Below are 26,857 nucleotides of genomic sequence, written 5' to 3'. Positions count from 1 at the left end.
CCCCCCCCCCGGGGCGCGGCGGGGGGCCGGGGGTGGGGCCGGCCCCCCCGGGCGGCCCCGCCCCCCCCCCGTGCCGGGCCGGGCCCCCGGGGCCCCCCCGCCCACTTCTCGTGGTGGGCGCGGTGGACTCAGCGGTCCAGCAGCTCGGTGAAGACGTCCGTCAGCTCCTCGACGCCGTCGCCGCCCGGCGCGGCGCCGGTGCTGCGCCAGGCCACGTGCTGGTCGGGGCGGATGAGCAGGGCGCCGGCGTCGGTGATCTGCCGGACGGCCGCCCAGCCGCCCTCGTCGTCGGCGTACTCGGCTCCCGGACCGATGACCGCGGTGCGCAGCGGGACGGAGAACTTCTCCGCGACCCGCGACGCCGCCTCGCACCAGGGCCCGCCGTCCGGTCCCGTGAGGAGCGTGAAGCCGGTCCTGCCCGTGAGGTCCTGGGTGGAGAGACGCTCGCCGTCCCGGCTGATCCAGGCGTGCGGCAGGCGGTGTCCGGGACGCGTCGTGGGCCGGTGCTCGTTGCGCATCGGGACCCGCTCGGGCCGCGGGGTGCCGTCGCCGACGACCGCGCCCGCCTCGTAGGCGAACCCGACCTCCATGTCGAGCGCCTGACAGCCGCCGCGATGGGTGTGGAACATCTCCAGGGCGCGGGCGCGCGCGGTGTCGCCCATCGGCGAGGGACCGAGGAGTGTCTCCATGCGCCGGCGACGGCGGCCCGCGGGGACGTTGTGGCCGACGCCGATGGCGTCCATGAGCGCCTGGTGGTGTTCCGCGGCCGAGGTCGCCCAGTCGACGTTCTCCCGCCCGACGGGCCTGCGTTCGCCCTCGTAGGTGTCGAGCAGGGTGTCGGGGGCGAGCCCGGAGACGACCGCGCGGAGCTTCCAGGCGAGGTTGTGGGCGTCCTGGATCCCGGTGTTGAGGCCGAGGCCGACGGCGGGCGGCTGCTTGTGCGCGGCGTCACCGGCGATCAGCACGCGTCCGACGCGGTAGCGGTCGGCGAGATGCGCGTGCACGACCCAGTCGGTGACCTTGTGGACGGTCATCTCCAGGTCGGGCAGGCCCAGCAGTTCGCGGATGCGGGGGACGACGGTCTCGGCGTCCCAGCGTCCGGGCGGGCCCGGGGCGAAGTGCAGGCCCCACTGCTGGCTCGCCTTGCCCCAACTGGGCCCCATCTCGATGAGGTTGCTGGAGAGGTCGGGGTCGTCCGGGTTCAAGTAGTGCGTGATGAGGGTGCCTTCCTCCCACCACGGCGAGAGGTCGGCGGAGAAGTACGCGGTGGTGGTGTTGACCAGACCGGGCGGCCCCTCCATCCGGATGCCGACCGCCGGGCCGACCATCCGTCCCGCGTCGGCCCCGATGAGGTACTGCGCCTTGACGGTGGTCACCTCCCCGCTGCCGAGGTCCCGCATCCGTACGCTGACGTGGTCGCCCTCGTCGGAGAAGTCCATGACCTCGTGGTGGAAGAGGATCCGCCCCGGGTTGCGCTCCTGCGCGTGGCGCCGCAGGAGCGGCTCCAGCCACATCTGGGGCAGCTTCGCCGGCAGCACCGGGGAGACGGCCTGGTAGCTGTCGCGCAGTGTGCCGCCGCCGAAGGCGTCCATCTCGTGGATCAGCCGCCGGTCCAGGGGGCCTTCGCCGGTGAGCGTGGTCTGCCAGCGCACCTTGCCGAAGAGCTCCAGGGGCGCCGCCTCCGCGTAGATGTCGTCGGCCACGCCGTGCTGCCGGAAGATCTCCATCGAGCGCTGGTTGAGGTAGTGCGCCTTCGGAATCCTCGATGTGTCGGGATGCCGTTCCACCAGCAGATGGTCGACCCCCTGGTCCGACAGGAAGACCGACGCGGACAGACCGCATCCGCCGCCGCCCACGATCAGGACCGGAACCTCCATGGCTCCCATATTCGCCCCTCCAGAATTGACAGACGCCGTACCTTTCGAGCCTGGCAAAGCGCCCTGCAGCCCTGGTCAAGAACGACTGGACCCCGCCCGCCGCGGGCGGGGGCGGGCCGGTCAGCCGAGCCAGACGCCGTCCCGCATGAGGGTGCGTCCGGCCAGTTCGTTCGACTCGCGCCATGCCTGGATGCGGCGGGGCACGATGCGGAAGTACTGGTACGGCGCGTCGGTCTCCTCCCGCGGATCGAAGCCGGTCTTGGCGGCGAAGGCGTCGGCGGTCTTCGCACCGAGCTCGGCGACGTCCACCGGCCGGGCGTCGCCGTCGATGAGGACGACGTCCCTCGTGGGTCCCACGCCGATGCGTACCCGGCTGTCGGCGAGGAGGTTGCGGCCGGTGACGGAGGTCCGCGGGGTCGAGACGACGAGCGCGGAGCCGTCCCACAGGAAGGACAGCGGAATCATGTAGGCGTCGCCCTGTGCGCTTGAGGTGGCGGCCCACAGGTCGACGTCGTTCTCCAGGCGGGCCCGGGTGTCGCGCAGTCGCTCCGCGAGCTCGCGCGGCGGCATCTTCGTCATGTCTCCTCCAGGTCGTGCGGGTTCGCTCGGTGGCCGGCGTCGTCGTGCGCCGCCGCGACGGCGGCCAGGGCGGCGACGGCCCGGGTCACCGAGATCATGTCGTGTTCACGGTGCACGGCGAAGCGGACGTGTCCGTTCGGCAGCGGGAGCACGCGGACGCCGTGCCGGGCCAACTGCCCGGCACAGGTGGCCGCGTCCATGCCGGACACCCGCGCCATGACCATGTTGGTGGGCCGTGCGGCGCGCAGCAGTCGCACTCCGGGCACGGCGGCCATGTCGGCGGCGAGCGTGGCGGCGTGCCGGTGGTCGCGGTCGAGGTCCGCGCGGCGCTCCAGCGCGACCAGAGCGGCCGCGGCGACCACGCCTGCCTGGTGCAGGGAGCCGCCCAGCCAGGTGCGCAGTTGCCTGGCGGTGTCGATGGTGGCGCGGGTCGCGCCCAGGATGCCGCCGATGGGTGCGCCGAGCCCCTTGGACAGGGAGAACGCCACGCTGTCGGCGGGTGCGGCGAGCGCGGCGCAGCTCGTGTCGAGGGCCGTCGCCGCGTTGGCCAGGCGGGCGCCGTCCAGGTGGAGTCGGGCTCCGTGGCGGTGGACGAGGGCGGCGACGGCGCGCGTCGCGGCGGCGTCCAGGGCGTTGCCCGCGCGCAGCATGCAGGTGTTCTCCACGCAGACGACGGTGGGCGACGGGTGGGGCCGGGCGAGCAGGGCTTCGAGGCGGTCGGGGTCGGGCAGTCCGTCCGCGCGCTGGGCCACCGGCACCAGGTCGACCGCGCCGAAGCGGCGCAGCCCGTCGCCTTCGAGGAACGCCATGTGGGTGTCGGCGCCGACGACGACCCGCGGCGGGGCCGTTCCTGCCGGTCCCGCGACGGCGAGCGGGCCGAGCAGGTTCGCCATCGTGGTGGTGGGCGTCAGCAGTGCCGCCTCGACGCCCAGGAGGCGCGCGGCGCGTTCCTCCAGGAGCGCGACCGTGGGGTCGTCACCGTAGACGTCGTCGCCGACCTCGGCGCGCGCCATGGCCTCGCGCATGCGCGCGTCGGGCAGGGTGCGGGTGTCGCTGCGGAAGTCGAGCCGGTCGGCGGTGTGGCTCATCCCGGCTGCCCGCGGTCGCGGGCGGGGCGCAGCCCGGCGTCCAGGGCGGTGAGCAGGCGTACGAAGGCGTCCCTGCCCAGGTCCCGGCCCGCGCTGGACAGCAGTCTGAGTTCGTGTCCTTCCGGGTGCCGCCACCAGGCGTCGCAGGCGCCGAACTCGGCGCTGACGTAGCCGAGATGGACCGGTCGTCCTTCGAGGTCGTACACCTCGTCGAGGGCGGGGTGCTTGTCGCGTACGGGAGGAAGGGCGAGGCGGCCGCCGCCGGGACGCTGTGCCGTCAGGCGCAGTTCGCCGCCGGCGGGCGAGGTGTAGACGACGTCGGTTTCCCGGACCGTGTCGCCGTCGCCGAAGAGCGCGGCGCTCTCGGCACGGAACTCGGCGACGGCGGCGGGCAGTCCCCGGTGACGGAGGAAGTCCTCGACCTCGCCGGTGGGCACCCAGTCGCCTTCGGGGACGCGCCCGCGGCGCTGGAAGGCGAAGACGCCGGTGGGGACCGCGACCGGGGCGGCCCGGTGCCGTGCCCAGTAACTGAGGTCGGCGAACGGGGTGGCGAGCACGCGGGGCAGGGCCTCGGGGACGGCGGGGCGCAGCGCCGCGTAGAGGGCGACGAGCTCGTCGTCGCCGAACTCGCCCTCCAGGACGGACAGTTCGACCGTGGTCCTGGCCAGGCGGGCGCTCGCGGCCCGGTGTCCGAGGTAGTCGGTGCCCAGCCACACGACGTGCCGCTCGTCGATCGGCACGGCCCGGGTGTCGCTGCCCCACAGGCAGGGCTGGTCCACCGCGGGGAAGGCCCAGTCGTACAGGAACTGCTTCAGGCGCAGCCGTCGTCCCGCGCCGCTGATCTCGGTGCGGTAGCAGGCGGGGTTGGCGTCGCTCCACGGTGTCCGTCCCGCGGCCTCGACGCGGCCGGGAGGTGCTTCGCGGCGCAGGGTGCCGGTGCTGGTGTCGCATCCGGCAGGCAGCGCGGTGGGCCGCCACACGACGAAGTTGCAGCCGTCCTGGGCGCGGTGTTCGTCGAGCGTGGGGGGAACCGGGTCAAGCCGGTCCGCGCTGTCCAGGGCGTGCCAGTTCCACCTGGGGGCGGGGGTAGTGCTCACCGTGACTCCTGGGTTCGGTTCTGAGGTCCGCCAGGTGATCGAGCCAGGCGGAGGCGGACGCGAGGAACATCCATTCACCGACGCCGAGTTCGGCGCGCAGATCGGCCGGGAGCGACGGCACGCCGAAGGGGGTGCCGAGTCCGTCGGCGAGCGCGGCCAGCCGTTTGAGGTAGTCGGGGTCGGTGGGCGAGGGGAAGCCCTGCTTGCCGCGCTCGCGCACCGACGCGGGCAGCAGGTCGGCGAGGGCGCTCTTCAACAGTGCCTTGTGGCTGCCGCCTTCGCCGGTGTCCTTGAGGTGTTCGGGGCAGCGGAAGGCGAGTTCGGCGAGGGCCACGTCCTGGAAGACGGGCCGGTCCTCCAGCGTGAACGTCGACGAGGTGGCGTCGACCATGTCGTTGACGTAGACGAGGAAGCGGCGCAGGAGGTGGTGGCGGCCGCGTTTGAGCGGGGAGGCGGTCTTCAGGTTGCGGTACTCGTCCATGGTGCGTTCCCACACCTGGTCCGTCACACCGCCCATGTCGACGTCGAGTTCCTGGGCCAGCCAGCTCGTGAGCCGGGCCCACACGGGCCGTTCGTCGGCGTGGAGCCGGTGCGTCAGGTAGTGGCGGCCGTGGATGTACGTGGGTGCGTAGGGGTCGACGACGGGGAAGTAGCGGCCGGCCTGGTAGCCCCACAGTTCGTCGGCGCCGTGCCCGGAGTAGACGACCACGTTGCCGTCGGCGGCGATGGTTCCGTAGAGGTGGTGCATGGCGAGTTCCGCGCCGTGCAGCAGGGGGCGCATGAGGCGGGTGGGCAGCACCGGGACGAGCTCGGCCGCGGTGTGGCTGTCCAGGTCGCAGACGGTCAGCGGGACGCCGAGCCGGTCGGCGACCTCCGTCGCGTGCGTCACGTCGTCGCCCGATCCCCCGATGCCGTCCTGGTAGCGCAGGACGTAGCCGTCGAGGGGGACGCCGCGGGCGGTCAGGGCGGCCACGGCGGCGGTGCTGTCGACGCCGCCGCTGAGCACGGCGGCGCGCGGGACGTCGGATACGGCCCGTTCGGCGATCGCGTGGTCGAAGGCGGCCCGGATCTCCTCCGGTTCGACGGGGTCGTCGACCGCTCCCGGCTGCCAGTACCGCCGGACCTCGGTTCGGGGCGGGTCGACGACGAGGTACTCGGCGGGCTGCAGGGATCTGACGCCGCGCAGCCAGGTGTGGTCGTCGGCCGCGTCCATCCGGATCCAGGAGCGCAGGACGAACTCCCGCCGGTCGACCTCGGGGGTGACGAGGCCGGTGCGCAGCAGCACCCCCGCCTCCGAGGCGAAGAGCAGGCCGCCGTGGGTGAAGGCGTAGACGAGCGGTTTGACGCCGAAGTGGTCGCGGGCGAGCACGACCCGGCCGGCGGCGGCGTCGTGCCAGGCGAGGGCGAACATGCCGGACAGCGGGCGCAGGGCGGCGCCGGGATCGGGTTCCCGGCAGATCTCCTGGAGCGCGTACTCGGTGTCGCAGGTGGTGCGGCGCGGCCACAGCGGCGGCCGTGGTGAACGGGAGCCGTACACCTCGCCGTTGTGGACGAGCGTCACGCGGCCCGACGGGTCCCGCATCGGCTGGTCGCCCGCGTCGGTGCGGTCCCGGACGGCCAGGCGGGTCGCGCAGAGCATGACGGTGCCGCAGTCCGACACGTAGGGGGCGCAGGCTCCTTCGCCGCGGTGCGCCATGGCCGTGGTCATGGTGCGGCCCAGCGCGTCGAGCCAGGCCCGGTCGCGTCGTCCGTCGAGGCTGACGAAGCCCGCTATCCCGCACATGCGGCACTCTCCTGTCGGTCCCACACGTGTCGCAGTCCCGACAGGGCGTCCGCGAAGACGTGCTCGATGCCGTGGTGCCCGCCCTCGTGCTCCCGGTAGGTGTGGGGGACGGCGTGGGCGTCGAGGGTGGCGTGCAAGGCCCGGGCGCCCCAGTGCATGCCGTAGTCGTCGCGCTCCCCCACGCCGAGGTGCAACAGGCCCAGTGCGCGCAGCCGTTCGGCGTGGGCCGGGGCTGTGCGGACGGGGTCGTGGGTGAGCCATCGCTGCCAGACGTCGTCGCGGAAGCGGCCCGTGTCCGGGTCGCACGGCAGGGCGTCCGCCGGTGTGGTGCCGGGGGTGTCGGCGTAGCACACGCCCATCGCGATGATGCTCATGGCGACCATGAAGGGCACGTCGTGCGGGCCGCTGTCGCGCCGGGCGAGCAGGGCGTCGACGCCGCCCGCGGCCCGGACGGTGTCGAGGGTGCCGGGCAGCAGCGGCAGGTAGCAGTGCTCGAAGCCGGCGTCGGGCGAGCAGGCGACGACCGCGCCGAACAGGGTTGAGGTCATGCCCGCAACGAGGGCGCCGTAGCCGCCGCTGGACTTGCCCCCGACGGCCCGCCAGGCGGCCTCGGGCAGGGTACGGAAGCGGCGGTCGACCTCCGTGACGACCTCGGCCAGGTGCTCGGCGTAGCGGCCGGACGCGGCGGAGTCGATGTACTGCGAACCGCCGTACGCGGTGGTGCCGTCGGGGACCACGAGCAGGGCGGGCGGCACCTGGCCGTCCGTCATCGCCCGGCGCAGGCGGTCCGCGACGGACCCGCCGAAGGAGAGCGGGCGGTGCGTGAGGCCGGGGTGGGCGCCGAAGCCGGGCAGCCAGTAGATGACGGGGAAGCGGCGTACGCCGTCGTAGCCGGGCGGCAGATGCACCTCGACGCGGCGGCGGTGCGGATCGCCGAGGGGGTTGTCGCGCAGGCAGCGGCTGGTGTGGTGGAAGACGACCGGTTCGCTCACGGGGTGGTCGCCTCCCGCAGCGCGCGCTCCACGTGGCGCGTGTAGAAGGACGGGTGGTGGAAGACCGCCGACAGCAGGAGCCCGTTGCTGGCCCACAGCCCGAAGGAGCTCCCGAACAGCAACTCGCCGGTGAGCATGGCCTCCAGGGTGCTCGCCGCGATCTCCGTCCAGCTCTCCGCGCCGGTGAGGTGGCGGCGGGCGGGTCCTGCGCCGAGGCGGGTGACGCGGTCGGTCACGGGGTCGAGCAGATAGGACGTCTCGCCGGCGCCGTCCTCGTCTCCGTCCCCGTCCTCGGCGAGGGAGATGACGTGGCGTCCGGCGCCGTCGTCCAGCGCGCGGTACCAGTAGTCGGTGGCGACGACGCGGTCCAGCAGATCGCGCAGCAGTTCCTCGGCGGTGCGGGTCTGTCGTCCCCACGTGTCGACGGTGGCGTCGAACGGCGGGACGGGGGTGTCCGCGTCGAGGGTCACCTGCGCGTAGACCTCGTCGAAGTCGTAGGCGTCGGGTCCCATGGGTCCGTCGACGAGGGCCGCCTTGCCGTCGGCGATCTCCAGCACCTGGCCGGGGCCCCACAGCAGTGCGTCGCGGCCCCGTTCTTCCAGGCGGTGCCGGGCCTCGACGGGGGTGAAGGGGAACATGGTGCGGTTGCACCAGTCGTAGTCCCGCGCCCCTTCGCCGCGTACCCGCCAGCCGAAGGAGGACGGGATGGTCACGGTCGCGGGGAGCGCCTCGACGTACCGGTCGAAGGTGGCGAGGGCGCGGGCCCGCACGGTGTCCGGATCGGTCAGCGGGCGGCGTTCGGTGAGGACGCCGGGCGGCGAGACGCTGTGCGCGGGCACGAGGACGGCGTCGAGGCGCGGGGCGTCGTCCCGGCTGAAGGCTTCCACCGTCCGCTCGTGCAGCAGCGCGTCCCCGCACAGCATGACGGCGGCGTCGTCCGTCTCGACGAGCACGCTCATCTCGGGGAAGGAGACGGCCGAGGGAAAGGTGCGAAGGCGTGCCCCGCCCAGGGTGAGGGTGTCGCCGGGGGTGACCGGGTGCAGCCGCTCGAAGCCGAGGCGGCGCAGCGTCCAGGCGATCGCCTGGTGTCCCAGGCCGGAGGCGGTCAGCCGCGGCGGCACGGGTCCTGCCGGGTAGACGCAGGTGACACCGGGGCTCTGGCGGGGGCTGTCGTCGAAGTCCACGTCCGCGCCGTCCACGAGCCGCAGCAGCGAGGGGAAGTGGTGGTGGTCGAAGTGGTGGTGGCTCAGGACCACGTAGTCCACGCCCTCGTCCAGCACGGCGCGCACCAGGTCGTCCGGCAGCGGCGGGTGGTGTTCCCAGAACCGGTCGAGCCGCTGGGTGAGCCACGGGTCGAACAGGATGCGCTCCTGGCCCGTCTCGACGAGGACGGCGGCGTGGCCGAGCGAGGTCAGTCGCATCACAGGCTCGTCTCGTACACGCAGCGGAATCCGATCTCGTTGTGCCGGTCGGTGATGAGGTCCTTGCCGCGGTAGAAGGTGGTGAGGCAGGTCGGCGGCGAGGTCCAGGTGCCGCCGCGCAGCACGTGGAAGGCGTCCTTGCGGTTCATGAAGTCCAGCGGGTGGCGGCCCTTGAAGAAGGGGTCCATGTCCTCGCCGGTGTAGAAGTTGGTCCGGGTCAGCTCCCAGACGTTGCCCGACATCTGCAGCGCGCCGTACGGGCTGGCGCCCTGCGGCAGCGCGTCGGCGGGCAGCACCGGGTGGGGCGGGTGCTCCCCCGGAGTGATCGTCACCAGCAGTGCTTCCAGGGAGTCGAGGTCGTCGACCTCGTGGGCGAAGGACCGCTCGACGTAGTTGACGCGGTCGGGGTCCCAGTCGTCGCCCCAGGGGTAGCGGCGCCCGTCCACTCCGCGGGCCGCCTTCTCCCACTGCACCTCGCTGGGCAGTGCGCCGCCGGCCCATTTCGCGAAGGCGTACGCGTCGTACCAGTCGAGGCCGACGACCGGGTGGTCGGGCGCGTTGAAGCGGGCGTCGTGGCCGTGCACGGGGCGGTGCGAGCGCTCGTCCGGCTGGTCGGGGTGGTCGAACTCGCCGCTGTCGCCCGCCTCTTCGAGGAATTCGCGGTAGCGCGCGTTGGTCACGGTGGTGCGGTCGATGAGGAACCCGGGCACGTCCTCGGCGCGCAGCGTGCTGTCGTCCTGGGCCATGCGGAAGGCGTCGGGCTTCGCGTCCGCGCCGATGATGGCCGGTCCGCCGGGGACCAGGACGACATCGGTGTTGCGGCGGGGCCGCTTGCGGGCGGCCTCGACGCGGGCGCGCATGTCGGAGAAGTACTCGTCCTCCAGGCGGCGCAGTTCGACGGGGTCGCGGGAGCCGAAGACGGCGATGAGGGCGCGCTTGGTGAGGGCGGCGCCGCAGCCGACGGGCTTGCGGGCCCACTGGGGGCGGGTGAAGTTGCTGGGCCAGCCCGAGATCCGGATGAGGTCGGGGACGGCCGCGGCGATGCGGTGCTCGGTGATCACCTTGAGCGCCGTGAAGGCGACCCAGTCGACGGTGTCGTGCGTCGCGGCGGCGACCGCCGTGTCGGCGTCCGGGTCTCCGGCGTGCCGCTCGGCCAACAGCCGTACGGCGCCGGCCCGTACGGGCCACTCGGGATGGGCGGTGCTGACGGACACGAGCAGCGGCACGCCCCCGGGCGCCCGTCCCTTCTGCTCGGCCAGGGACAGGACACGTTCCACGGACGCCCAATAGCGGTCGTCGGTGGATTCGTCGATCACCAACATGTCCGCGGGTATGTCGGTGACCTGCACAGCGCGGTTTCCTACCATCTCAACCCCTCTCGGGACGAATGCCGCCCGTACGGAATCGAATTCCGTACGGGCGGCGGGTTCGCAGTCAGAGGATTACCACTTGCTGGTCTCCTCGTCGGCGTCACGGGTCTCCATGAAAGTGCCGTCGCTCATTTTTCCTCCTTTCGCCGGACGGCACGATACGCAGGGTCGGGAAGCGGGAGCAACGGCCGTTTCCGGCTTCCCTTGAACACCGGGAATGAGCGATAGAGGGAAAGGCATTCACGGCGCGAGCCGTCGAGAAAATGGAGGCGAAATGATTGACTTCGACGCGGGCGAGCTGGAGCGGCGGGGGTTCGTGCGGCTGCCGGGGCTCGCGGACGGCGAGAGCCTGGCGGGACTGCGGCGGGCGGTGCGCCGGCTCGAGGAGCTGGCCGAGGGACGCACCGCCTCGGACGAGGACTTCGTCCTGGAGGCCGCCGGGATCGGCGGCTGGGCGGCCTGGCAGCAGGACGAGGCGCCGCTGACGGGTGTGCTGCGCTCGGCCAACCGCATCCACCGGCACGTCCCGGAGTTCGAGGCGTTGCAGGAGTCCCTGGGCCTCGCGCGGGGCCCGGTCGCGGCGGCGGCAGGCGCCTCGGGGACGTTCCTCAATTCCTTCCTGTGGGCCAAGCCGCCGGTGGTCGGCTCGGCGAAGCCCTGGCACCAGGACATGGCGTTCGCGCCGCCCGCTTTCGATCCGGCGCGGCACGGGATCGTGACGGTGTGGATCGCTCTGGAGGCGGCCACCACCCGCAACGGCTGCCTGGAGTTCCTGCCCTGCTCGCACCTGGGCGGGCTGCTGCCGCACGCCGGCGACCGCGAACGGGAGCCGGGGCAGGGCCCGTTGCGCGACGCGCGGGAACCCCATGTGGCGGACGCGGACCTGCCGCGCTCGCACGCGCCGGTCGCCGTGCCCCTGGAGGCGGGTTCGGCCGTGATGTTCGACGGCCTGGTGCTGCACCGGTCGGCCCCCAACACGACCGCGGCCGAGCCGCGCACCGCGGTCAGCTTCGTCTACCGGGTGCCGCTGGCGGCGCGGTCGGTGGCGGCCGGGGCGGGGGCCGTGTCGGGGGCCGCCGCGCGGTGACGTTCGACCGCGGCGCGGCAGCGGTCGAACGGTGCGGTCAGGCGGCCGGGGCGGAGTCGAGGGCGTAGAACGCGGCTCCGTCGAGGTGCCGGATGGTGTTGAGGTCGCGGTGCACGACCTCCTCGAGCTCGTGCACCAGCGTCACGAGGACCGGATAGCTGAGGTCGTCGACCGTCGGCACGATCTCCTGCCCCGGCTTCACCAGGGTGGCCAGTGTGTGGAAGGCCTCCAGGCGCTCGATCTCCTCGATGCCCCGGTACCCGCCGAGCACCCCGCGCACCGGGGAGATCATCCCGACGATCGCGCAGAACCTGCGCACCTCGTAGGGCGTACCGGCCCGCGCGTGGAACCGCTCCGGGTCCAGGTACGCGTCGACCGTCCACTCCAGCTGCGACTCCCCCGCCGCGACGGAGGTGGCCGCCGGGATGCCGCCGCCGGCGATCCGGGCGCCGACCTCGACCAGGCTCGGCCCCGCGGGGGTGAGCCGGATCTCCACGTGGGCGGGGCCGTGCCGGATGCCGAGCGCGTCCAGGACCCGGAAGGCGTAGGCCCGCAGCGGATCGGTCTCCCGGCTGGAGGAGTCGATCAGGGTGAGGGCGTCGCACAGGTCGACGATCCCGTTGGCACTGACCCGGGCGGTGCGCCAGATGTCGCACAGGTGGTGGCGGCCGTCGCGGCTGACGGTGTCGACCATGTACTCCGTGCCGGGGAGGTACTCCTGGGCGACGGCTCCCCTGTTGGCCTGCGAGAAGACGTCGGGGGCGCGGTTCAGCGAGCGGTAGGCGGCGGCGGACTGCTCGGGGGTGTCGCAGAAGTGGATGCCCTGGCCGCCCGAACTGCGCGGGGGTTTGACGACGACGCGACCGCCGAGTTCGCGGTGCCAGTCGGTCAGTTCGGCCACGTCGGACACCCGTAGCTGGCGGGCGGCGAGCAGGCCTGCCGCCCGCACCGTCTCGATCATGGTGTGCTTGTCCCGGCGCGCCGCGCTCAGGGCGGTGCCGTTGCCCGGAAGGCCGAGCCGTTCGGCCAGCAGGTCCGCGAATTCGACGCCCACCTCGCCGCCGGCGACTACGGCGGTCGGCGCGTGCGCCGCCACCGCGGCCAGGGTGGCGTCGAGATCGCCGTCGTGCACGATGTTGTCGATGAAATCGTCGGGGGCGAACGCGGCCGAGCGATACACGAACGGCACCTCTCGGGTACTTTGTACCCGCACGACCGAACATCCGCGGTCACGGAATTTACGAACGAGTTCCCCGACGGCCGCATAGGCGTCGACGATGGCAATGCACTGGCTTTTCCCGGTATTTTCTGTCATCCGTTCAAGATAGCCACGAAGCGTGTTCGCCAATACCTGTTCATCCCTGCGACTCTCTCCTCCTTGGAGGAGTCAGAGATGAACTACTTTCCCGCGAGTTTTCTCGTGAAGCACCGTTCGGCGAATTACACTCCCTTGCTGCTCTTCATCAATGCGGGCGGGAGTTTCCTGCTTCTGGTGAGTCTGTCCACCCGGGTCGGCGAGGCCACCGGGTCGGGGCTGCTGGCCGGCGCGGTCCTGAGCGCTCCGTGGCTGCCGGCGCTGCTCCTGGCCGCTCCCCTGAACCGGCTGCTCGCCCGGCGGCCCCCCGAACGACTCGTGCGGGGCGCGGAGGCGGCGAGCCTGGTCCTGACGGTGGCGGCGCTCGCCGCCCCGGGCGCCGCCCTGGCCACGGTCGCCACGTGTCTGGTCGTGGTCCGCGGGTTCTGCGAAACGGTCACCCGCTCCGCCACGTCGGTGGTGCTGCGCGGGACGGTCCCGCCCGAGCGCCTGGAGCGCGCCAACACCATCGCCGAAATAGCCAAGTTGACCGGTCTGAGCCTGGGCGCGGCGCTGGCGGGCCCGGCCGCCGCGGTACTGCCACTGCGCGGGCAGATCGCCGTGAACGCCGCGACCCTGGCGCTGTCCGCGCTGGTCGCATGGGCGTTGCCCGCGTTGCCCGCGTCGCCCACCGCGCCACGGGAGGAGGCCGACGCGGACGGCGCCGGGGCGGCGGCCGGGACGCGGTTGCGCGTCGACGACCCGGCGCTGCGCCGGCTGTTCGCACGGTTCCTTCTGGTCGCGTTCTGGCAGGGGTTCCACACCGTCGCTGTCACCGTGATCCCGCTGTCGGTGCTGCACGGCGGCGCCCGGCTGGTCGGCCTTTTCGTGGCGGTCTCCTCGGTGGCCATATTTGCCGGATCGATCGCCGCGCTGCCCGCCCAGCGCTATCTCGCGCGGGTGCCCTCGGCGGTGTGGGCGCTGGCACCCATGCCACCGCTGCTGGCCGCACTGCTGGCCGGGCGCACCATGGCGACCCTGGCCTCGTACGCGCTGTTCCTCGTCCTGTTCGAGCTGGCGTACGTGCACTTCAACAACCAGCTGCTGGCACGCGCCTCGGCGGCGGAGCTCTCCTCGGTGGTGACGCTGCGGGCCACGCTCATGCCGTCCGGCGTCGCGCTCTCCATCCTCGTCCTGGGCGCCCTGTGCGATCTGGCCGGGGCGGTGCCGACGGCGCTCGTGGTCGCGCTGGTGACCTGTCTGGTGACCGCCGCGACGAGTTCGACGCGGCACGTCTGGAGAAGATCCGTCACGGGCGCGTGAGCAGGATGGGAACAGCCGGAGCACCCCGGGGTGCTGCGGCTCGTCGCCCCCACTCCTGACCCGAAGGAGATCCGCCGTGCGGGTTCTCATCGTGCCGTTCCCTTTCAAGACCCACCTGTTCAACATGGTCCCGCTCGCCTGGTCGTTGCAGACCGCCGGCCACGAGGTGTGCGTGGCGGCGTGGCCGGACCTGATGGACTCCGTCACCGGAGCGGGGCTCACGGGGCTGCCCGTCGGCCCCGGTGAGAGCCGGGAGGTGCGCGAGGAGCGCGACCGGCGCAAGGCCGCCCCGCGTGCGGGAGGTGCGCCGCAGGAGGGGCTCGACCCCCTGTTCCAACTCGGGCCGGACCGCGAGCGGTTGAGCTGGGAGCAGGTGAACCGCGTCTTCGACGATCTGGTGCTGCCGCAGGCCAAGCGGTCCAACGACTCGATGATGGAGGACCTGGTCGGCTTCGCACGGGAGTGGCGGCCCGATCTGGTGCTGTGGGGTGCGAAGGCCTTCGCCGGCGCGATCGCCGCACAGGCGGTGGGAGCCGCGCACGCACGCGTGCTCTACTCCGTCGATGTCTACACCCGGATGCGGGAGGACTTCCTGCACGCGCGGGCCGAGCAGCCGCCGCACGCCCGCACCGACCGGCTGCGCGACTGGCTGGAGGGCTGGACCGACCGGTTCGGCCTGGAGTTCTCCGAGGAGCTCGTCAACGGGCAGTTCACCATCGACCCGCTGCCCGAGGCGTTCCGTCCCGACCCGCGCCCCACCACGCTGCCCATGCAGTTCGTGCCGTACAACGGGCCGGCGCGGATGCCGCAGTGGATCTCCGAGCCGCCCCAGGACCCGCGGGTGCTGATGACCTTCGGCGACTCCGTGAACGACGGCCCGGTGCGCCAACTGCTGCCCGTCGAACGCATTCAGGAGATCCTCGACTCGGTGGCCGATCTGCCCATCGAGCTGGTCCTCGCACTGCCGGGGCAGTCCCAGGAGGGGCTGCGGGAGGTCCCCGCCAACACCCGCCTGGTCGACTCGGTGCCGCTGTCCGAGGTGCTGCCCACCTGCGCGGCCGTCGTGCATCACGGGGGAACCTGGTCGTTCGGCTGCGCGCTGCGCCACGGTGTGCCCCAACTGCTCGTCAGCCGGGCCTTCGACGTCCCCCTGAAGGTGCGGTGCCTGGAGCGGTCGGGGGCGGGTCTCGCCATGAAGCCGGGCGAGGCGACGGGACCGGCGGTGCGCGCCGCGCTGGTCCGGCTGCTCGGCGACGACGAGGTGCGGGAGCGCGCGGACGGGCTGCGCCGCGAGGTGCTCGCCATGCCCTCGCCCAATGAGCTGGTGCACCGGCTGACGGAGCTGGCGGCGGCCTGACATGCCGAAGGGGGTGGCCCGTGCCGAGGCACGGACCACCCCCTTCGGAGTTCTCCGGTCAGGTGGCCGGGGTGGGCGGAACCGGGTCCGCCGAAGCCCCGCAGGTGGCGTCGACACCGGCGATGGATGCCGGACGCTTGCCGTTGCGGAGGAAGTCACCGACGTAGGTGTTGAGGCAGGGGTTGTTGTTGGCCGACAGCGCCGCACCGACGTTGTGGCCGCCCTGCTCAAGGACGAGGCGCGAGTTGGGGAAGAGCCGGTGCGTCTCCACCGCGCCCGCGGTGCCGTGGGCCGTGTCGAACTCCGGCTGCACCAGCAGGACGTTCACCGAGGAGTTGCCGACGGCCGGCCGCGTCTGCGCCTTCGCCGGCCAGAACGCGCACGGCGCGTTGTACCAGGCGTTGGTCCAGGTCAGGAAGCGGTCACCGGCGGCGTACTGGCGCGCGTGGTCGGTGCTCCACCGGCTCCAGTCGGTCGGCTGCGCGGCGTCCGTGCACTGGACCGCGTTGGTCATCGCGTGCCGGTTCTGGTGCGGGAAGGCGGGGTCGGAGTAGTTGCCGCGCAGCGACGTGGCGTCGTCGCGCACCACGAAGTCCGACAGGATCTGGGCCCGCGAGAGCCAGGTCCAGCTGCGGTAGACGACGGGCTCGAAGACGTCGGCCCACTCGGCGGGGCCGATCCTGCCGTCGACCGGCGCCGCGGTGAGCTCGTCCCGGGCCTCGTAGTACTTCGCCTCTACGGCGGCCGCGGTGGTCCCCAGGTGGTAGACCGAGTCGTACTTGGCCACCCACGCGAAGAACGTCTTCGCGTTCCGCTCCGACAGCGAGTTCTTGTCGAGGTTGTTCTGGTACCAGGTGCCGCTGGGCTTGACCACGCTGTCGAGCACCATCCGGTTCACCCGGCTCGGGTACATCGTCGCGTAGACGGAACCGAGATAGGTGCCCCAGTCGGTGCCGAAGTAGGTGATCTTCTCCTGGCCCAGCGCGATGCGCATCCGGTCCAGGTCCCGGGCCGCGTCCTTGGTGGTCAGGTGGTTCAGCGTGTCGCCGTAGCGGTCCCCGCAGCTCTTGGCGTACGCGCGGGCCCGGTCCACCCACTCCTGCTCGGCGGCGGGTGTGGCCGGCACCGGCGAGGGCTGCGCGTGGCCCGGGTAGACGTAGGAGTTGTCGCAGACCACCGACGGCTCGCTGGCCCCGACTCCGCGCGGGTCGAAGCCGATCCAGTCGTAGGCCGCGCCGACGTCCTTGGCCAGCCCGGTGGTGCCCTGCGCGTAACGGGTGGGCAGGTCGCGGCCGATACCGCCGGGCCACTGGCCGCGGTTGAGGATCACGACGCCGCGGTAGTCGCTGTCGGCCACGGTGTGCCTGGCCCGGGTGAGCGCCAGGCTGATCTTCGTGCCGTTGGGCCTGGCGTAGTCGAGCGGCACCTGTACCGATCCGCAGTCCAGGCCCTTGAGCATGCTGCCGAGGACCGGATCGGTGTCCGGGCACGGTGTCCAGACGACCGGGGCGACCGGGCGGGCCGCCTCGTCCGCCTCGTCCGCCACGGCGGCCGGGGCGACGACCGACGCCATGAGACCGGCCACCGCCACCGCGGTGACCCCTACGAGTTTCTTCACGTGATTCCCCCTCCGGAATTCAGCCACTCGCAGACTGGCAAGGTTCTCTCCAGCCCTGGTCAAGAGTGGCTGGAAACCCACTGGAGTCGGGGACGACGAAGATTCCTCGCGGCCCGTCAATTACCTAGCATCGAAAAAGAAATCCCAACCTCCGGGAGCTGAAAATGGCTGACAACGCCATCCAGGGAATCAGGACAGTGCTGCATCCGGTCGCGGATGTGGCGGCGTCCAAGAAGGTCTACGCCGCGCTGCTCGGTATCGAGCCGCAGACCGATTCCGAGTACTACGTCGGCTTCGATCTGGCCGGCCAGCACATCGGTCTGGTCCCCGCGGGCGCCCAGGACTTCACCTCGCCCGTCGCCTACCTGCACGTTCCCGATATCGAGGCGAAGCTGGCCGAGCTGACCGCGGCGGGCGCGACGGTCAAGAGCCCCGCGTCCGAGGTGGGCGGTGGCCGCCGGGTGGCCACGGTCGTCGACCTCGACGACAACGTCCTCGGGCTGATCCAGGACAGCTGAGACCCTCGCGTTCCGCGGCCTCGAAGCCTCCTCGAGTTCCCGTCGAGGAGGCTTCGAGCGTGTCCGCGCACTCTCGCGGTGTACCTGCCCTGTCCGCCCTCATGGAAAAGGGAAAGAGCATGCTGCGAGTGTGGAATTCCGTCCGGGACGTGGTCGCATGAGAATCCTCGTCACCGGAGGAGCCGGATTCATCGGATCGCATTACGTACGGACCCTGCTCGACGGCGGGTACGCCGGGTTCGAGGACGCGCACGTCACGGTCCTCGACTCGCTGACGTACGCGGGCAACCGGGACAACCTCCCGACGGCCCACCCCCGACTCACCTTCGTACGGGGCGACATCCTAGACCGCGCGCTGCTGGCCGAGGTGCTGGCGGGCCAGGACGCCGTGGTGCACTTCGCGGCGGAGAGCCACGTCGACCGGTCCATCGAGAGCGGCGCGGCCTTCGTGCGCACCAACGTCGAGGGGACGCAGGCGCTGCTGGAGGGCTGCCTGGCCGCGAAGGTGGCCCGCGTGGTGCACATCTCCACCGACGAGGTGTACGGGTCGATCGAGGAGGGGGTGTGGACCGAGGAGTCGCCGCTGCTGCCCAACTCCCCCTACGCCGCGTCGAAGGCCGCGTCCGACCTCATCGCGCTGGCCTACGTGCGCACCCACGGGCTGAACGTCTCGGTCACCCGCTGCTCCAACAACTACGGCCCCTACCAGCACCCCGAGAAGTTCATCCCGCTGGCCGTCACCAACCTCCTTGAGGGGCTTCCCGTCCCGGTCTACGGGGACGGCGGGCAGGTCCGGGAGTGGCTGCACGTGGACGACCACTGCCGGGCCGTGCACCGGGTGCTGACGCGTGGCCTGCCGGGCGAGGTCTACAACATCGGCGCGGGCAACGCCGTGCCCAACCTGACCCTCGCCCACCGGATCGCCGAACTGTGCGGCGCGGAGCCGACGATGATCCGGCACGTCACCGACCGCAAGGGCCACGACCGGCGCTACGCGCTCGACCAGGGCCGGATCGAACGCGACCTGGGACACCGGCCACTGACCGCCTTCGACGACGGTCTGGCCCAAACCGTCGCCTGGTACCGCGACAATCCGCAGTGGTGGAAGCCGGTCAAGGACAGCGGTGAGCGCCCGTGAGCGCCCCGACGCGGCTCGTCCCGCGCTCCCGTCCCGCCACCGCGGACCGGCTGGCCCGCTCGGCCGCCGCGCCCGAGGGCTCGGGCCCCGCAACCGACGCCGTGCCCGGCTGGCTGGCGGCGCACCGCCGGGCCGGTGGGGCGGTGGTGCACCGGATCCCGTTCGCCGAACTGGACAACTGGTCCTTCGCCCCGGACACCGGCAACCTCCGGCACAGCAGCGGCAGGTTCTTCACCATCGAGGGCCTGCACGTGAGCGGCCCGGACAGCACCTGGCAGCAGCCGATCATCGTGCAGCCGGAGATCGGCATCCTCGGCATCCTGGCCAAGGAGTTCGACGGGGTCCTGCACTTTCTGATGCAGGCCAAGATGGAGCCCGGCAACCCCAATCTGGTCCAGCTCTCGCCCACCGTGCAGGCGACCCGCAGCAACTACACGCAGGCGCACGGCGGAGCGGCCGTGAAGTACCTGGAGCACTTCCTCGACCCCGAGCCCGGGCGAGTGCTCACCGACGTGCTGCAGTCGGAGCACGGGTCGTGGTTCTACCGCAAACGCAACCGCAACATGATCGTCGAAGTGGCCGCGGACGTGGACGTGCCCGTCGACGACGCGTTCTGCTGGCTGACCCTGGGTCAGCTCGCCCAACTGCTGCGACTGGACAACGTGGTGAACATGGACGCCCGTACGGTCCTGGCGAGCGCGCCGGCCAGGACCGCGGAGCCGCTGGCTTTGTCGAGCGACGCGGGGCTGCTGGCCTGGTTCACCGGGGAGCGGGCCCGCCACGAGGTGCGCACGCGCCGGATGCCCTTGCGCGAGATCAGCGGATGGGAGACGGGCGAGCACGCCGTCTCGCGTCCCGACGGCCGGTTCTTCGACGTCGTGGCGGTCCGCGTCGAGGGCGCCGGACGCGAGGTGGCCGGCTGGAGCCAGCCGATCATCGAACCGGTGCGGCCCGGAGTCGTCGGCTTCGCCTACCGCGTCTTCGACGGCGTGCCCCACGTCCTGGTGCACGCCCGCGTCGAGGGCGGCCTGCTCGACACCGCGGAGCTCGCGCCCACCGTGCAGTGCGTCCCGGAGAATTATCCGGCGGGCGCCGGGTCACGGCCGCCGTTCCTGGACACGCTGCTCGACGCGCCGCCCGAGCGCGTCCGGTACGCGACCGTCCACTCCGAGGAGGGCGGGCGGTTCCTCAACGCCGAGAGCCGGTATCTGATCGTCGAGACCGACGAGTCCCGTACGCCGGCGCAGGCCCCGCCCGGATACCACTGGGTCACACCCGCCCAGCTCAACTGGCTTGCCGGGCACAGCCGTTACGCCAACGTGCAGGCACGGACCCTGCTCGCCGTCCTCAACACGGACCCGGCCTTCACCACCGGCGCGGTCCCGCTCGCCGCGGCGACGCGCTGAGCACGCGCACTGGGCACGCGCACTGAGCACACACGACCGAGGGCTCCACCCGGGGTGATCCCCCTGGGCGGAGCCCTCGGTCGTGCGCGGACGCGGTCGTTACGAGGCGGCGGGCAGCCGCGTGGTCATCGGCTTCCACGTCTTGGGATTGACGCGCCAGTCCACCGGCTCCTGCTTGGTGGCGACGTTGACCCGGTTCCACAGGTTGACCAGGCCTATGTGCATCACGACGGCGCCGAGCTGCACCTCGGTGAAGTGCTTGGCCGCCTCGTCCCAGACCTCGTCGGAGACCGGGTCCTCGACACCGTCGATGCGCGTGGCGGCCTCGGCGAGGGCCAGGACGGAGCGCTCCGCGTCGGTGAAGCAGGTCTGCTCGCGCCAGGTCTCGACGACCGGCAGCCGCAGGTCCTCCTCACCCGCGGCCTCGAACTCGGCCTGCTTCTTGGGGAGTTGCACGGTGCGGCCGTTGATCTGACTCACCCGCAGATGGACGAGGACCAGCGTCTTGAGCGGTACGCCCACGTTGTTGACGGCCTTCACCACGGCCCGCATCGGCGGGAGGACATCGGGAACCACGAGCGACGGGTTGGGCATCCGAGGCGACATTGTGTGTTTCTCCTTCGCGTGGGTTCGAGAAAAGCTCGCCCGTGGGCTGCCTTTTCCCGCATGGTTGCGTTTCTGTGAGCGGTCGTCATTTCGTACGTCGCCCGACGGCGCGGGCGAGCGCGTGATGAAGTCGTCTGTCGGCCGTCTGCCCCGATTCCCATTGCACGCCGATGGCGAAGGGATGGCCGACGACCTCGACGGCCTCGACCGTCCCGTCGTCGGCCCAGCCGGTGGCGGTGAGCCCGGAGCCGAGCCGGTCGACGGCCTGGTGGTGGTGGCAGGCCGACTCGGGCCCGGACTCCGTCAGGATCCCCGCGATGCGGCTGCCGGGCAGGAGCTTGAGCGGGCGGCGGCCGAGCGTGAAGGTGTCGGTGGGCGGCCGGTGGCCGTCGTGTCCCGTCACCCCCGCCAGATCCTGGTGGAGCGTGCCTCCGTGCAGCACGTTGAGCAGTTGCAGGCCGCGACAGATCGCCAGTACGGGCTTCTGCGCGCCCAACACCCTTTCCATCAGGGCGAGTTCGACCCGGTCCGCGTCCGGCGTCATGGACCGGGTCGCCGGGTGCGACGGCTGTCCGTACAGCTGCGGATCCACATCGGGGCCGCCGGGAACCAGCAGTCCGTCGAGCCGGTCCGCCGACTCCTCGACGCCGGCGAGCAGCGGGAGCAGCAGCGGGGTGCAGCCCGCCTCGGCCACGTACGCCACATGGGCCTGCAGCGCGAGGCTGACCATCAGATCGCTGCCCTGGAGCGTCACGGGCGCGGTCCTGGCACAGATCCCGATCACCGGCCGGGCCGCGTGCCGCGGCTCATCGAAAGCGGCTGAATTCATGACCACCCTTATGGGATCCACCCTCGCGGGATTTCGGGTTCAACTGAGGAAATTGAGCAGATGAACTGGCGGGCCTGCGAACGGTCGCCGCGGCCAAAATATCCGGGCCGGGAAGACGCGGCCATCGTTCAGTTCCCGCGCCGCCACGGACTACTGAACGCGACAACTCCCCTGATATCACAGGCGTTTGGGGAGACCTTGTCCCCGGAGAAAATCTCGCAGGCCATTCAACCGAGGTGACCATGATCGAGGCCAAGAACCTCACGAAGCGCTACGGCGACAAGACCGCCGTGAACGATCTGTCGTTCACGGTCGAGCCAGGCCGGGTCACCGGGTTCCTGGGCCCCAACGGAGCGGGCAAGTCCACCACGATGCGCCTGCTGCTCGGCCTGGACCGGCCCGACTCCGGCAGCGCCACGATCGACGGCGTGCCCTACAGCGAACTGCCCCGGCCCATGCGGGCGGTGGGCGCGCTCCTGGAGGCGCGTGCCGTGCACACGGGGCGCAGCGCCTACGACCATCTGCTGTGCCTGGCCCAGACGCAGGGACTCGGCAAGAAGCGGGTCGACGCCGTCGTCGAGCAGGTCGGCCTGGGCGCCGTGGCCCGCAAGCGGGCCGGGGGCTTCTCCCTCGGGATGGGCCAGCGCCTGGGCATCGCCGCCGCACTGCTCGGCGACCCGGCGGCGCTCGTCCTCGACGAACCGGTCAACGGCCTGGACCCCGAGGGCATCGTGTGGATCCGGAACCTGATGAAGTCGCTCGCCGCGCAGGGCCGGGCCGTTCTCGTCTCCAGCCATCTGATGAACGAGATGGCCGTCACCGCCGATCACCTGATCGTGATCGGGCGCGGCCGGCTGGTCGCCGACTGCTCCACCCAGGAGTTCATCGAGCGCAGCACCGAACAGTCGGTGCTGGTCAGGACGCCCGACGGCGCCCAGCTCGGCAAGCTGCTCGAGTCCGCGGGCGCCACCGTCACCGTCACCGAGCAGGGCGAGCTGGACGTCACGGGTGTCGAGGCGCCGCGGATCGCCGAGATCGCCGCCGCCGGCGGTCTGGTGCTGCACGAGCTGTCGACCCGGCGCGGCTCCCTCGAGGAGGCCTTCATGGAACTCACCAAGGACGCCGTCGAGTACGACGCCGTCGCACCCACCGCCGGAGGCGTGAAGTGACCGCTGTGACCGCCCCCTTGGCCGTGACCGACGCGCGCGGGCCGAACTTCACGCATCTGATGCGGTCGGAGTGGACGAAGATCCGCTCCGTGCGCTCCACGCTCTGGTCGCTGGGCATCCTGATCGTCCTCACGGTGATCTTCACGGTGCTGTTCATGGAGATGGGCGTCGCCAACTGGGACAAGAGCACCGCCTCGCAGCAGGCGGAGATGCGGCTCGACCCGACGGGAACCATCCTGGGCAGCGGCATCCTGCTGAGCCAGCTGGCCATCTGCGTACTCGGCACGATGGTCACGGCCTCCGAGTACTCCACCGGGATGATCCGCTCCAGCCTCCTCGCGGTGCCCCGGCGGACCCCGGTCCTCGCGGCCAAGGCCGCCGTGTTCGGGCTGCTGGTCCTGGTGGTGGGCGAGGTGACGTCCTTCGCCTCGTTCCTCATCGGCGCGCCCATCCTGCACGACAAGGCGCCGGTCTCGCTCGGCGACCCCGGGGTGCTGCGGGCCGTCGTCGGCTGCGGCCTCTACCTGGCCCTGCTCGGACTGTTCGCGCTCGCCGCGGGCGCCATCATCCGGCACACGGCGGCCGCCATCACCGGCGTCATCGGCTTCGTCCTGGTGCTCGCCCCGATGGCCGAGATGCTGCCGGGCAGCGTGGGCAAGCACATCCACGCCTACCTCCCCACGGAGGCCGGAAATCTGATCACCCAGCAGCACGCCCGCGCCGCCGACCTGTTGGGGCCGTGGCAGGGGCTCGGGGTGCTCGCCCTGTGGACGGCCGCCCTGCTGGTCGTGGCCGGTGTCCTGCTGAAGCGCCGCGACGCCTGAGCGTCGTCACCGATGGGCCCGCGCCGCTGTCCGGCGCGGGCCCATCGGGCTTTCGAGAGAACGTCGACCTGCGCTCCAGTGCAGCTGGAGACCCTCCTGCGACGCTCGACGGCAGCGGCAGCAGAGAGGGAGTAACGAGAATGGCTCAGAGCAATGCGCACGCCGTTTTGATCACGAGTGCATTCGACCCGGCCCACAGGGAGGGTCCCGACACCTCCGAGCGCGACGAGTTCGACCTGCGGAACTTCGAGCAGCTGCCGACCCGGGACGTTCCGCTGAGCGCGCTGTCCCCCGGGGTCTCGCTGCGTCAGGGCGGCACGGACTCCGCACATGTCCAACTGCTCGTCGACGCCTCCGGAACGGCCGAACTGCCGCCGATCCTGGTCCAGGTCGACGGCTGTCGCATCATCGACGGACTGCACCGCGCGGAGGCGGCACGGCTGCGCGGGGACACCGGCATCAGGGCCCGCTTCGTGGACTGCTCCAACTCCGAGGCCCTGGTCATCGCCATGAAGGCGAACGGCTCGCACGGTCTGCCGCTGTGCAGGGCCGACCGCCTCGCCGGCGCCCAGCGGGTGCTGGGCTCGCACCCCGACTGGTCGGACCGCGCGCTCGCCGGGATCACGGGTCTGAGCGCGAAGACCATCGCCGCGCTGCGGGAGCGTACGGGGACCGCGGCGCCGCTCGACGGCAAGCGCGTCGGCCAGGACGGCAGGCGCCGCCCCGTGGACGCCGGTGAGGGCCGGCGGCGCGCCGCCGAGTACATCGCGGCACACCCGCAGGCTTCGCTGCGCCAGGTGGCGCGCGAGACGGACGTGTCGCTCGGCACGGTCCACGACGTGAGCGCGCGACTGCGCCGCGGCGAGGCCCCCGAGCGCGGCAACCACCAGACGGCCGCCCTGCGTTCGGCGCACATCCGCGCCGTGGAGACGGTGGCCGTGGACCCGGCCGCGCCCGCGATGGGCACGGACGCCCCTGACGTCGCCGACCACGAGCGTCCGCCGCTGCGGGTGGCGCCCGCCGAGCCCGTGCCCGTCCGCAGGAAGCACACCGACACTCCGCCCACCTGGGCGATGGTGGCGTCCAGGATGGCCGCCGACCCGGCGGTCCGTTACACCACGGGCGGGCGGGAGTTCCTGCGCTGGATGCAGCTGCACGCGGGCGAACCCGGCGCGGACTGGCGCGGTTTCGTCGACGCGGTTCCGCCGCACTGGCTGGGCGTCATCGCGCCGATCGCGGAGCACATCGGCCGGGAGTGGGCCCTCATGGCCGAACTGCTGCGCAGCAAGCAGGAATCGGGCGGGGCGCCCACGGGCTCACGCCCCTGACAGCACCGGCCGCCGCGGCGGGACCGCCGACAGGGAGGTCCTCGGTTCGGCCGACGCGCATCCCGGATGCGTCCTGACCGTCCTCGGCGGTTCGAGGTCGGGCAGGGCGAGCAGGACCGGCGGGTCGGTGGGCAGCGGGTGGCCCAGGCGCACCGCGGCGCTGGTGACGTCCGGCGCGGACACGGCGACCGGTGCCCGCTCGTGTCCCGCCACCAGAGTCGTGCGCGAGGCCTCGTCGTGGCCCGTGCCCGCGGCGACGGCCACCGCGAGCAGGTACCACTCCCCCTCGGGCACGTTCTTCACGGAGTAGCAGGACGGCCGGCCGCCCGGCACGTCGACCACGGACCAGGCGCGGCAGGGATGCTGGATCACCGGGGTGTCGAAGGCGCCGACGAACACCTGGGCGTTCCCGTACCCGGCGGGCAGGCTGACGGTTCCGGCGACGGTGCCCCCGGCGCCCGCCGGAACACGGTCCTGCCGCGGTACGCCGTCCCACAGGCCGCGGCGCAGTCGGCCGGGAGACACTCCGACGCCGGCCGTGAAGGCGTTCGTGAAGGAACCCAGGCTGTTGTAGCCGACGGCGATGGACACGTCGGTGACGCTCATCGACGTGTTCTCGATCAGGCGCCTGGCTTCGTGGATGCGGATCGCTGCGAGGAACCTTCCCGGGCTCGTCCCGGTCTCTTCCTTGAAGATCCGCGTGAAGTAGAAGCGGCTGAGCATCACCCGGGAGGCGATCTGCGCGACGGACAGCGGATCGCCGTACCGCTCGCGCATGTACTCGATGGCCTGTTCCACGGCGTTGTCCATCACGCACCTCACAGAGTCTTGTTCCACTCGGCAGACTGCCGTGATCGCGTCGTGGCCCGCTCGAGGACCGGTCGAGAACGGCTACAGCTCCCGTCCACGGCCTCTCGCATTGAGCACGAATGAAGAAGCCGTGGTGGGCCCCTCGGACTTAGCTTGAACAGCATGACTTCCATCGCATCCGTCACCCTCGAGGCGGCCGACCCCGCGGCCGCCGCCCAGTTCTACAAGGAAGCGTTCGGCCTGGACTCCTCGACCTTGCGGCTGCGGGCCTCCCAGTCGCCGTCGGAGGGCTTTCGCGGGTTCACCCTGGCGCTGACCGTCTCCCAGCCGGCCGATGTGGACAGCCTCATCGGATCCGCCCTCGCCGCCGGTGCCACCACCCTGAAGCCCGCCGAGAAGTCCCTGTGGGGCTACGGCGGGGTGCTGCGGGCGCCGGACGGAACCATCTGGAAGGTCGCGACCTCCTCGAAGAAGGACAGCGGCCCGGCGACCCGGAACATCGACGAGACCGTCCTGCTGCTCGGCGTCGAGGACGTCAAGGCGACCAAGCAGTTCTACGTCGAGAAGGGCCTGACCGCGGGCAAGAGCTTCGGCGGCAAGTACGCCGAGTTCAAGTCCGACGACTCCAGCCCCGTCAAGCTGGCGCTCTACAAGCGCCGGGGCCTGGCCAAGGACCTCGGCGTCGACGCCGAGGGCTCCGGCTCGCACTGCATCGTCCTGGGCAGTACGGGCGCCGCCTTCACCGACCCCGACGGCTTCGTCTGGGAGACCGAGGCCTGACCCCCGGGTCCTGCGGCTCGCGACACCGTTCCCCCACCACGAAAGGGCATGTGACATGGCCACCACGAAGAAGGCAGCCGAGAAGCACGAGGGTTTCACCGCCGAGGAACGCGAGGCGATGAAGGACCGCGCCAAGGAGACGAAGCGCGGCTCGCGCGCCTCCAAGGCGGACACGGAGTCCGAGGTGCTCGCGAAGATCGCCGACATGGCGGAGGACGACCGGCTGCTCGCCGAACGCATCCACGCCATCGTCACGAGCGCCGCCCCCGAACTCACCCCCAAGCTCTGGTACGGGATGCCCGCCTACGCCAAGAACGGCAAGGTGCTGTGCCACTTCCAGAGCGCGGCCAAGTTCAAGTCGAAGTACGCCACGCTCGGCTTCAGCGACCAGGCGGCGCTCGACGACGGCAATGTGTGGGCGACGTCGTTCGCCCTCACGAAGCTGACGGAGGCCGACGAGAAGCGCATCGCGGCCCTGGTCGAGCAGGCCGTGAGCTGACGGCGGACGTACGACGACGGCGGGCCCGGCAGATTGCCGGGCCCGCCGTCGTCGTACGTGCGTC

At 71.8% G+C, this 26,857-nt stretch carries 24 protein-coding genes; 11 read left to right on the top strand and 13 right to left on the bottom strand.

What is annotated here, in order from left to right; all coding sequences use genetic code 11:
• Nucleotides 1–128: 128 nt before the first annotated feature.
• The 8 genes from ACYSUO_RS40840 to ACYSUO_RS40805 form a co-directional block, all read right to left on the bottom strand.
• Entirely contained in the window at nt 129–1,877 is a 1,749-nt protein-coding gene (locus ACYSUO_RS40840) for an FAD-dependent monooxygenase (protein ID WP_461781269.1), read from the bottom strand.
• Nucleotides 1,878–1,997: 120 nt separating this feature from the next.
• Nucleotides 1,998–2,456 (bottom strand): pyridoxamine 5'-phosphate oxidase family protein, encoded by a 459-nt coding sequence (locus ACYSUO_RS40835; protein ID WP_461781268.1) that lies wholly within the window; start codon nt 2,454–2,456, stop codon nt 1,998–2,000.
• Nucleotides 2,453–3,544 carry a threonine aldolase family protein gene (locus ACYSUO_RS40830; protein WP_461781267.1) on the bottom strand — a complete coding sequence of 364 codons (1,092 nt, stop codon included), beginning with the start codon at nt 3,542–3,544 and terminating at the stop codon, nt 2,453–2,455. The genes ACYSUO_RS40835 and ACYSUO_RS40830 overlap by 4 nt, the downstream gene beginning before the upstream one ends.
• On the bottom strand, nt 3,541–4,641 hold the full coding sequence (locus ACYSUO_RS40825) for a hypothetical protein (RefSeq protein WP_461781266.1): 1,101 nt from the start codon (nt 4,639–4,641) through the stop codon (nt 3,541–3,543). The genes ACYSUO_RS40830 and ACYSUO_RS40825 overlap by 4 nt, the downstream gene beginning before the upstream one ends.
• Complete coding sequence (locus ACYSUO_RS40820) at nt 4,580–6,424, bottom strand: asparagine synthetase B family protein (protein ID WP_461781265.1); 1,845 nt, start codon at nt 6,422–6,424, stop codon at nt 4,580–4,582. Before ACYSUO_RS40820 ends, ACYSUO_RS40825 begins: the two co-directional genes overlap by 62 nt.
• The gene (locus ACYSUO_RS40815; RefSeq protein WP_461781264.1) at nt 6,412–7,416 is read right to left on the bottom strand and encodes an alpha/beta hydrolase-fold protein; all 1,005 of its coding nucleotides are present in this window, start codon (nt 7,414–7,416) and stop codon (nt 6,412–6,414) included. The genes ACYSUO_RS40820 and ACYSUO_RS40815 overlap by 13 nt, the downstream gene beginning before the upstream one ends.
• Nucleotides 7,413–8,837, bottom strand: a complete 1,425-nt coding sequence (locus ACYSUO_RS40810; protein WP_461781263.1) for an MBL fold metallo-hydrolase — start codon at nt 8,835–8,837, stop codon at nt 7,413–7,415. Before ACYSUO_RS40810 ends, ACYSUO_RS40815 begins: the two co-directional genes overlap by 4 nt.
• Nucleotides 8,837–10,186 (bottom strand): formylglycine-generating enzyme family protein, encoded by a 1,350-nt coding sequence (locus ACYSUO_RS40805; RefSeq protein WP_461781262.1) that lies wholly within the window; start codon nt 10,184–10,186, stop codon nt 8,837–8,839. Before ACYSUO_RS40805 ends, ACYSUO_RS40810 begins: the two co-directional genes overlap by 1 nt.
• Nucleotides 10,187–10,481: 295 nt before the next feature.
• Between ACYSUO_RS40805 and ACYSUO_RS40800 the strand changes: the two genes are divergently transcribed.
• On the top strand, nt 10,482–11,294 hold the full coding sequence (locus ACYSUO_RS40800; protein WP_461781261.1) for a phytanoyl-CoA dioxygenase family protein: 813 nt from the start codon (nt 10,482–10,484) through the stop codon (nt 11,292–11,294).
• Nucleotides 11,295–11,331: 37 nt separating this feature from the next.
• On the opposite strand, the gene ACYSUO_RS40795 is transcribed toward ACYSUO_RS40800, so the two are convergent.
• Nucleotides 11,332–12,609 carry an ATP-grasp domain-containing protein gene (locus ACYSUO_RS40795; RefSeq protein WP_461781260.1) on the bottom strand — a complete coding sequence of 426 codons (1,278 nt, stop codon included), beginning with the start codon at nt 12,607–12,609 and terminating at the stop codon, nt 11,332–11,334.
• Nucleotides 12,610–12,687: 78 nt separating this feature from the next.
• On the opposite strand from ACYSUO_RS40795, the gene ACYSUO_RS40790 reads away from it, so the two are divergent.
• Entirely contained in the window at nt 12,688–13,911 is a 1,224-nt protein-coding gene (locus ACYSUO_RS40790) for an MFS transporter (RefSeq protein WP_461781259.1), read from the top strand.
• Between the two features lie 76 nt (nt 13,912–13,987).
• Nucleotides 13,988–15,268 carry an activator-dependent family glycosyltransferase gene (locus ACYSUO_RS40785; protein ID WP_461781258.1) on the top strand — a complete coding sequence of 427 codons (1,281 nt, stop codon included), beginning with the start codon at nt 13,988–13,990 and terminating at the stop codon, nt 15,266–15,268.
• A gap of 58 nt (nt 15,269–15,326) precedes the next feature.
• Here ACYSUO_RS40785 and ACYSUO_RS40780 read toward each other — a convergent pair whose 3' ends face one another.
• Entirely contained in the window at nt 15,327–16,886 is a 1,560-nt protein-coding gene (locus tag ACYSUO_RS40780) for an alpha/beta fold hydrolase (RefSeq protein WP_461781257.1), read from the bottom strand.
• Between the two features lie 164 nt (nt 16,887–17,050).
• On the opposite strand from ACYSUO_RS40780, the gene ACYSUO_RS40775 reads away from it, so the two are divergent.
• From ACYSUO_RS40775 to ACYSUO_RS40765, 3 genes are all read left to right on the top strand, one after another.
• Nucleotides 17,051–17,404: a VOC family protein gene (locus ACYSUO_RS40775; protein WP_461781256.1), complete on the top strand. Its 354-nt coding sequence runs from the start codon at nt 17,051–17,053 to the stop codon at nt 17,402–17,404.
• 157 nt (nt 17,405–17,561) lie between these two features.
• Nucleotides 17,562–18,542, top strand: coding sequence for a dTDP-glucose 4,6-dehydratase (rfbB, locus tag ACYSUO_RS40770; RefSeq protein ID WP_461781255.1), 981 nt, complete (start codon nt 17,562–17,564; stop codon nt 18,540–18,542).
• Nucleotides 18,539–19,948: an NDP-hexose 2,3-dehydratase family protein gene (locus tag ACYSUO_RS40765; RefSeq protein WP_461781254.1), complete on the top strand. Its 1,410-nt coding sequence runs from the start codon at nt 18,539–18,541 to the stop codon at nt 19,946–19,948. Before rfbB ends, ACYSUO_RS40765 begins: the two co-directional genes overlap by 4 nt.
• A 99-nt stretch (nt 19,949–20,047) precedes the next feature.
• Here ACYSUO_RS40765 and ACYSUO_RS40760 read toward each other — a convergent pair whose 3' ends face one another.
• Both ACYSUO_RS40760 and ACYSUO_RS40755 read right to left on the bottom strand, forming a co-directional pair.
• A complete protein-coding gene (locus ACYSUO_RS40760) occupies nt 20,048–20,554 on the bottom strand; it encodes a carboxymuconolactone decarboxylase family protein (protein WP_461781253.1) in 507 nt (168 codons plus the stop codon).
• An 85-nt stretch (nt 20,555–20,639) separates the two neighbouring features.
• A complete protein-coding gene (locus ACYSUO_RS40755; RefSeq protein WP_461781252.1) occupies nt 20,640–21,383 on the bottom strand; it encodes a gamma-glutamyl-gamma-aminobutyrate hydrolase family protein in 744 nt (247 codons plus the stop codon).
• 242 nt (nt 21,384–21,625) lie between these two features.
• Between ACYSUO_RS40755 and ACYSUO_RS40750 the strand changes: the two genes are divergently transcribed.
• The 3 genes from ACYSUO_RS40750 to ACYSUO_RS40740 all read left to right on the top strand — a co-directional run bounded on the left by ACYSUO_RS40750 (nt 21,626) and on the right by ACYSUO_RS40740 (nt 24,704).
• Nucleotides 21,626–22,552, top strand: coding sequence for an ABC transporter ATP-binding protein (locus ACYSUO_RS40750; protein ID WP_461781251.1), 927 nt, complete (start codon nt 21,626–21,628; stop codon nt 22,550–22,552).
• On the top strand, nt 22,549–23,376 hold the full coding sequence (locus ACYSUO_RS40745) for an ABC transporter permease (RefSeq protein ID WP_461781250.1): 828 nt from the start codon (nt 22,549–22,551) through the stop codon (nt 23,374–23,376). Before ACYSUO_RS40750 ends, ACYSUO_RS40745 begins: the two co-directional genes overlap by 4 nt.
• 140 nt (nt 23,377–23,516) lie before the next feature.
• Nucleotides 23,517–24,704, top strand: coding sequence for a ParB/RepB/Spo0J family partition protein (locus tag ACYSUO_RS40740; RefSeq protein ID WP_461781249.1), 1,188 nt, complete (start codon nt 23,517–23,519; stop codon nt 24,702–24,704).
• Here ACYSUO_RS40740 and ACYSUO_RS40735 read toward each other — a convergent pair.
• Complete coding sequence (locus ACYSUO_RS40735) at nt 24,693–25,514, bottom strand: helix-turn-helix domain-containing protein (protein WP_461781248.1); 822 nt, start codon at nt 25,512–25,514, stop codon at nt 24,693–24,695. The two genes, ACYSUO_RS40740 and ACYSUO_RS40735, sit on opposite strands and share 12 nt — an antisense overlap.
• A 162-nt stretch (nt 25,515–25,676) precedes the next feature.
• Here ACYSUO_RS40735 and ACYSUO_RS40730 point away from each other — a divergent pair, with 162 nt between their 5' ends.
• Nucleotides 25,677–26,294: a VOC family protein gene (locus tag ACYSUO_RS40730; RefSeq protein WP_461781247.1), complete on the top strand. Its 618-nt coding sequence runs from the start codon at nt 25,677–25,679 to the stop codon at nt 26,292–26,294.
• Nucleotides 26,295–26,349: 55 nt separating this feature from the next.
• On the top strand, nt 26,350–26,793 hold the full coding sequence (locus ACYSUO_RS40725) for an iron chaperone (protein WP_426899475.1): 444 nt from the start codon (nt 26,350–26,352) through the stop codon (nt 26,791–26,793).
• Nucleotides 26,794–26,857 lie beyond the last annotated feature (64 nt).

The sequence above is a fragment of the Streptomyces sp. UC4497 genome (assembly GCF_054871485.1).
The sequence above is the reverse complement of the archived record's forward strand: the minus strand, read 5'-3'. Positions and strand labels throughout refer to the sequence as shown.

What these genes read in the sequence shown, in the direction of transcription:
- ACYSUO_RS40760 (WP_461781253.1), bottom strand. Translation starts at nt 20,554, where the DNA reads ATGTCGCCTCGGATGCCCAACCCGTCGCTCGTGGTTCCCGATGTCCTC.
- ACYSUO_RS40835 (WP_461781268.1), bottom strand. Translation starts at nt 2,456, where the DNA reads ATGACGAAGATGCCGCCGCGCGAGCTCGCGGAGCGACTGCGCGACACC.
- ACYSUO_RS40830 (WP_461781267.1), bottom strand. Translation starts at nt 3,544, where the DNA reads ATGAGCCACACCGCCGACCGGCTCGACTTCCGCAGCGACACCCGCACC.
- ACYSUO_RS40755 (WP_461781252.1), bottom strand. Translation starts at nt 21,383, where the DNA reads ATGAATTCAGCCGCTTTCGATGAGCCGCGGCACGCGGCCCGGCCGGTG.
- ACYSUO_RS40725 (WP_426899475.1), top strand. Translation starts at nt 26,350, where the DNA reads ATGGCCACCACGAAGAAGGCAGCCGAGAAGCACGAGGGTTTCACCGCC.
- ACYSUO_RS40740 (WP_461781249.1), top strand. Translation starts at nt 23,517, where the DNA reads ATGGCTCAGAGCAATGCGCACGCCGTTTTGATCACGAGTGCATTCGAC.
- ACYSUO_RS40820 (WP_461781265.1), bottom strand. Translation starts at nt 6,424, where the DNA reads ATGTGCGGGATAGCGGGCTTCGTCAGCCTCGACGGACGACGCGACCGG.
- ACYSUO_RS40800 (WP_461781261.1), top strand. Translation starts at nt 10,482, where the DNA reads ATGATTGACTTCGACGCGGGCGAGCTGGAGCGGCGGGGGTTCGTGCGG.
- rfbB (WP_461781255.1), top strand. Translation starts at nt 17,562, where the DNA reads ATGAGAATCCTCGTCACCGGAGGAGCCGGATTCATCGGATCGCATTAC.
- ACYSUO_RS40735 (WP_461781248.1), bottom strand. Translation starts at nt 25,514, where the DNA reads ATGGACAACGCCGTGGAACAGGCCATCGAGTACATGCGCGAGCGGTAC.
- ACYSUO_RS40730 (WP_461781247.1), top strand. Translation starts at nt 25,677, where the DNA reads ATGACTTCCATCGCATCCGTCACCCTCGAGGCGGCCGACCCCGCGGCC.
- ACYSUO_RS40775 (WP_461781256.1), top strand. Translation starts at nt 17,051, where the DNA reads ATGGCTGACAACGCCATCCAGGGAATCAGGACAGTGCTGCATCCGGTC.
- ACYSUO_RS40790 (WP_461781259.1), top strand. Translation starts at nt 12,688, where the DNA reads ATGAACTACTTTCCCGCGAGTTTTCTCGTGAAGCACCGTTCGGCGAAT.
- ACYSUO_RS40795 (WP_461781260.1), bottom strand. Translation starts at nt 12,609, where the DNA reads ATGACAGAAAATACCGGGAAAAGCCAGTGCATTGCCATCGTCGACGCC.
- ACYSUO_RS40840 (WP_461781269.1), bottom strand. Translation starts at nt 1,877, where the DNA reads ATGGAGGTTCCGGTCCTGATCGTGGGCGGCGGCGGATGCGGTCTGTCC.
- ACYSUO_RS40810 (WP_461781263.1), bottom strand. Translation starts at nt 8,837, where the DNA reads ATGCGACTGACCTCGCTCGGCCACGCCGCCGTCCTCGTCGAGACGGGC.
- ACYSUO_RS40750 (WP_461781251.1), top strand. Translation starts at nt 21,626, where the DNA reads ATGATCGAGGCCAAGAACCTCACGAAGCGCTACGGCGACAAGACCGCC.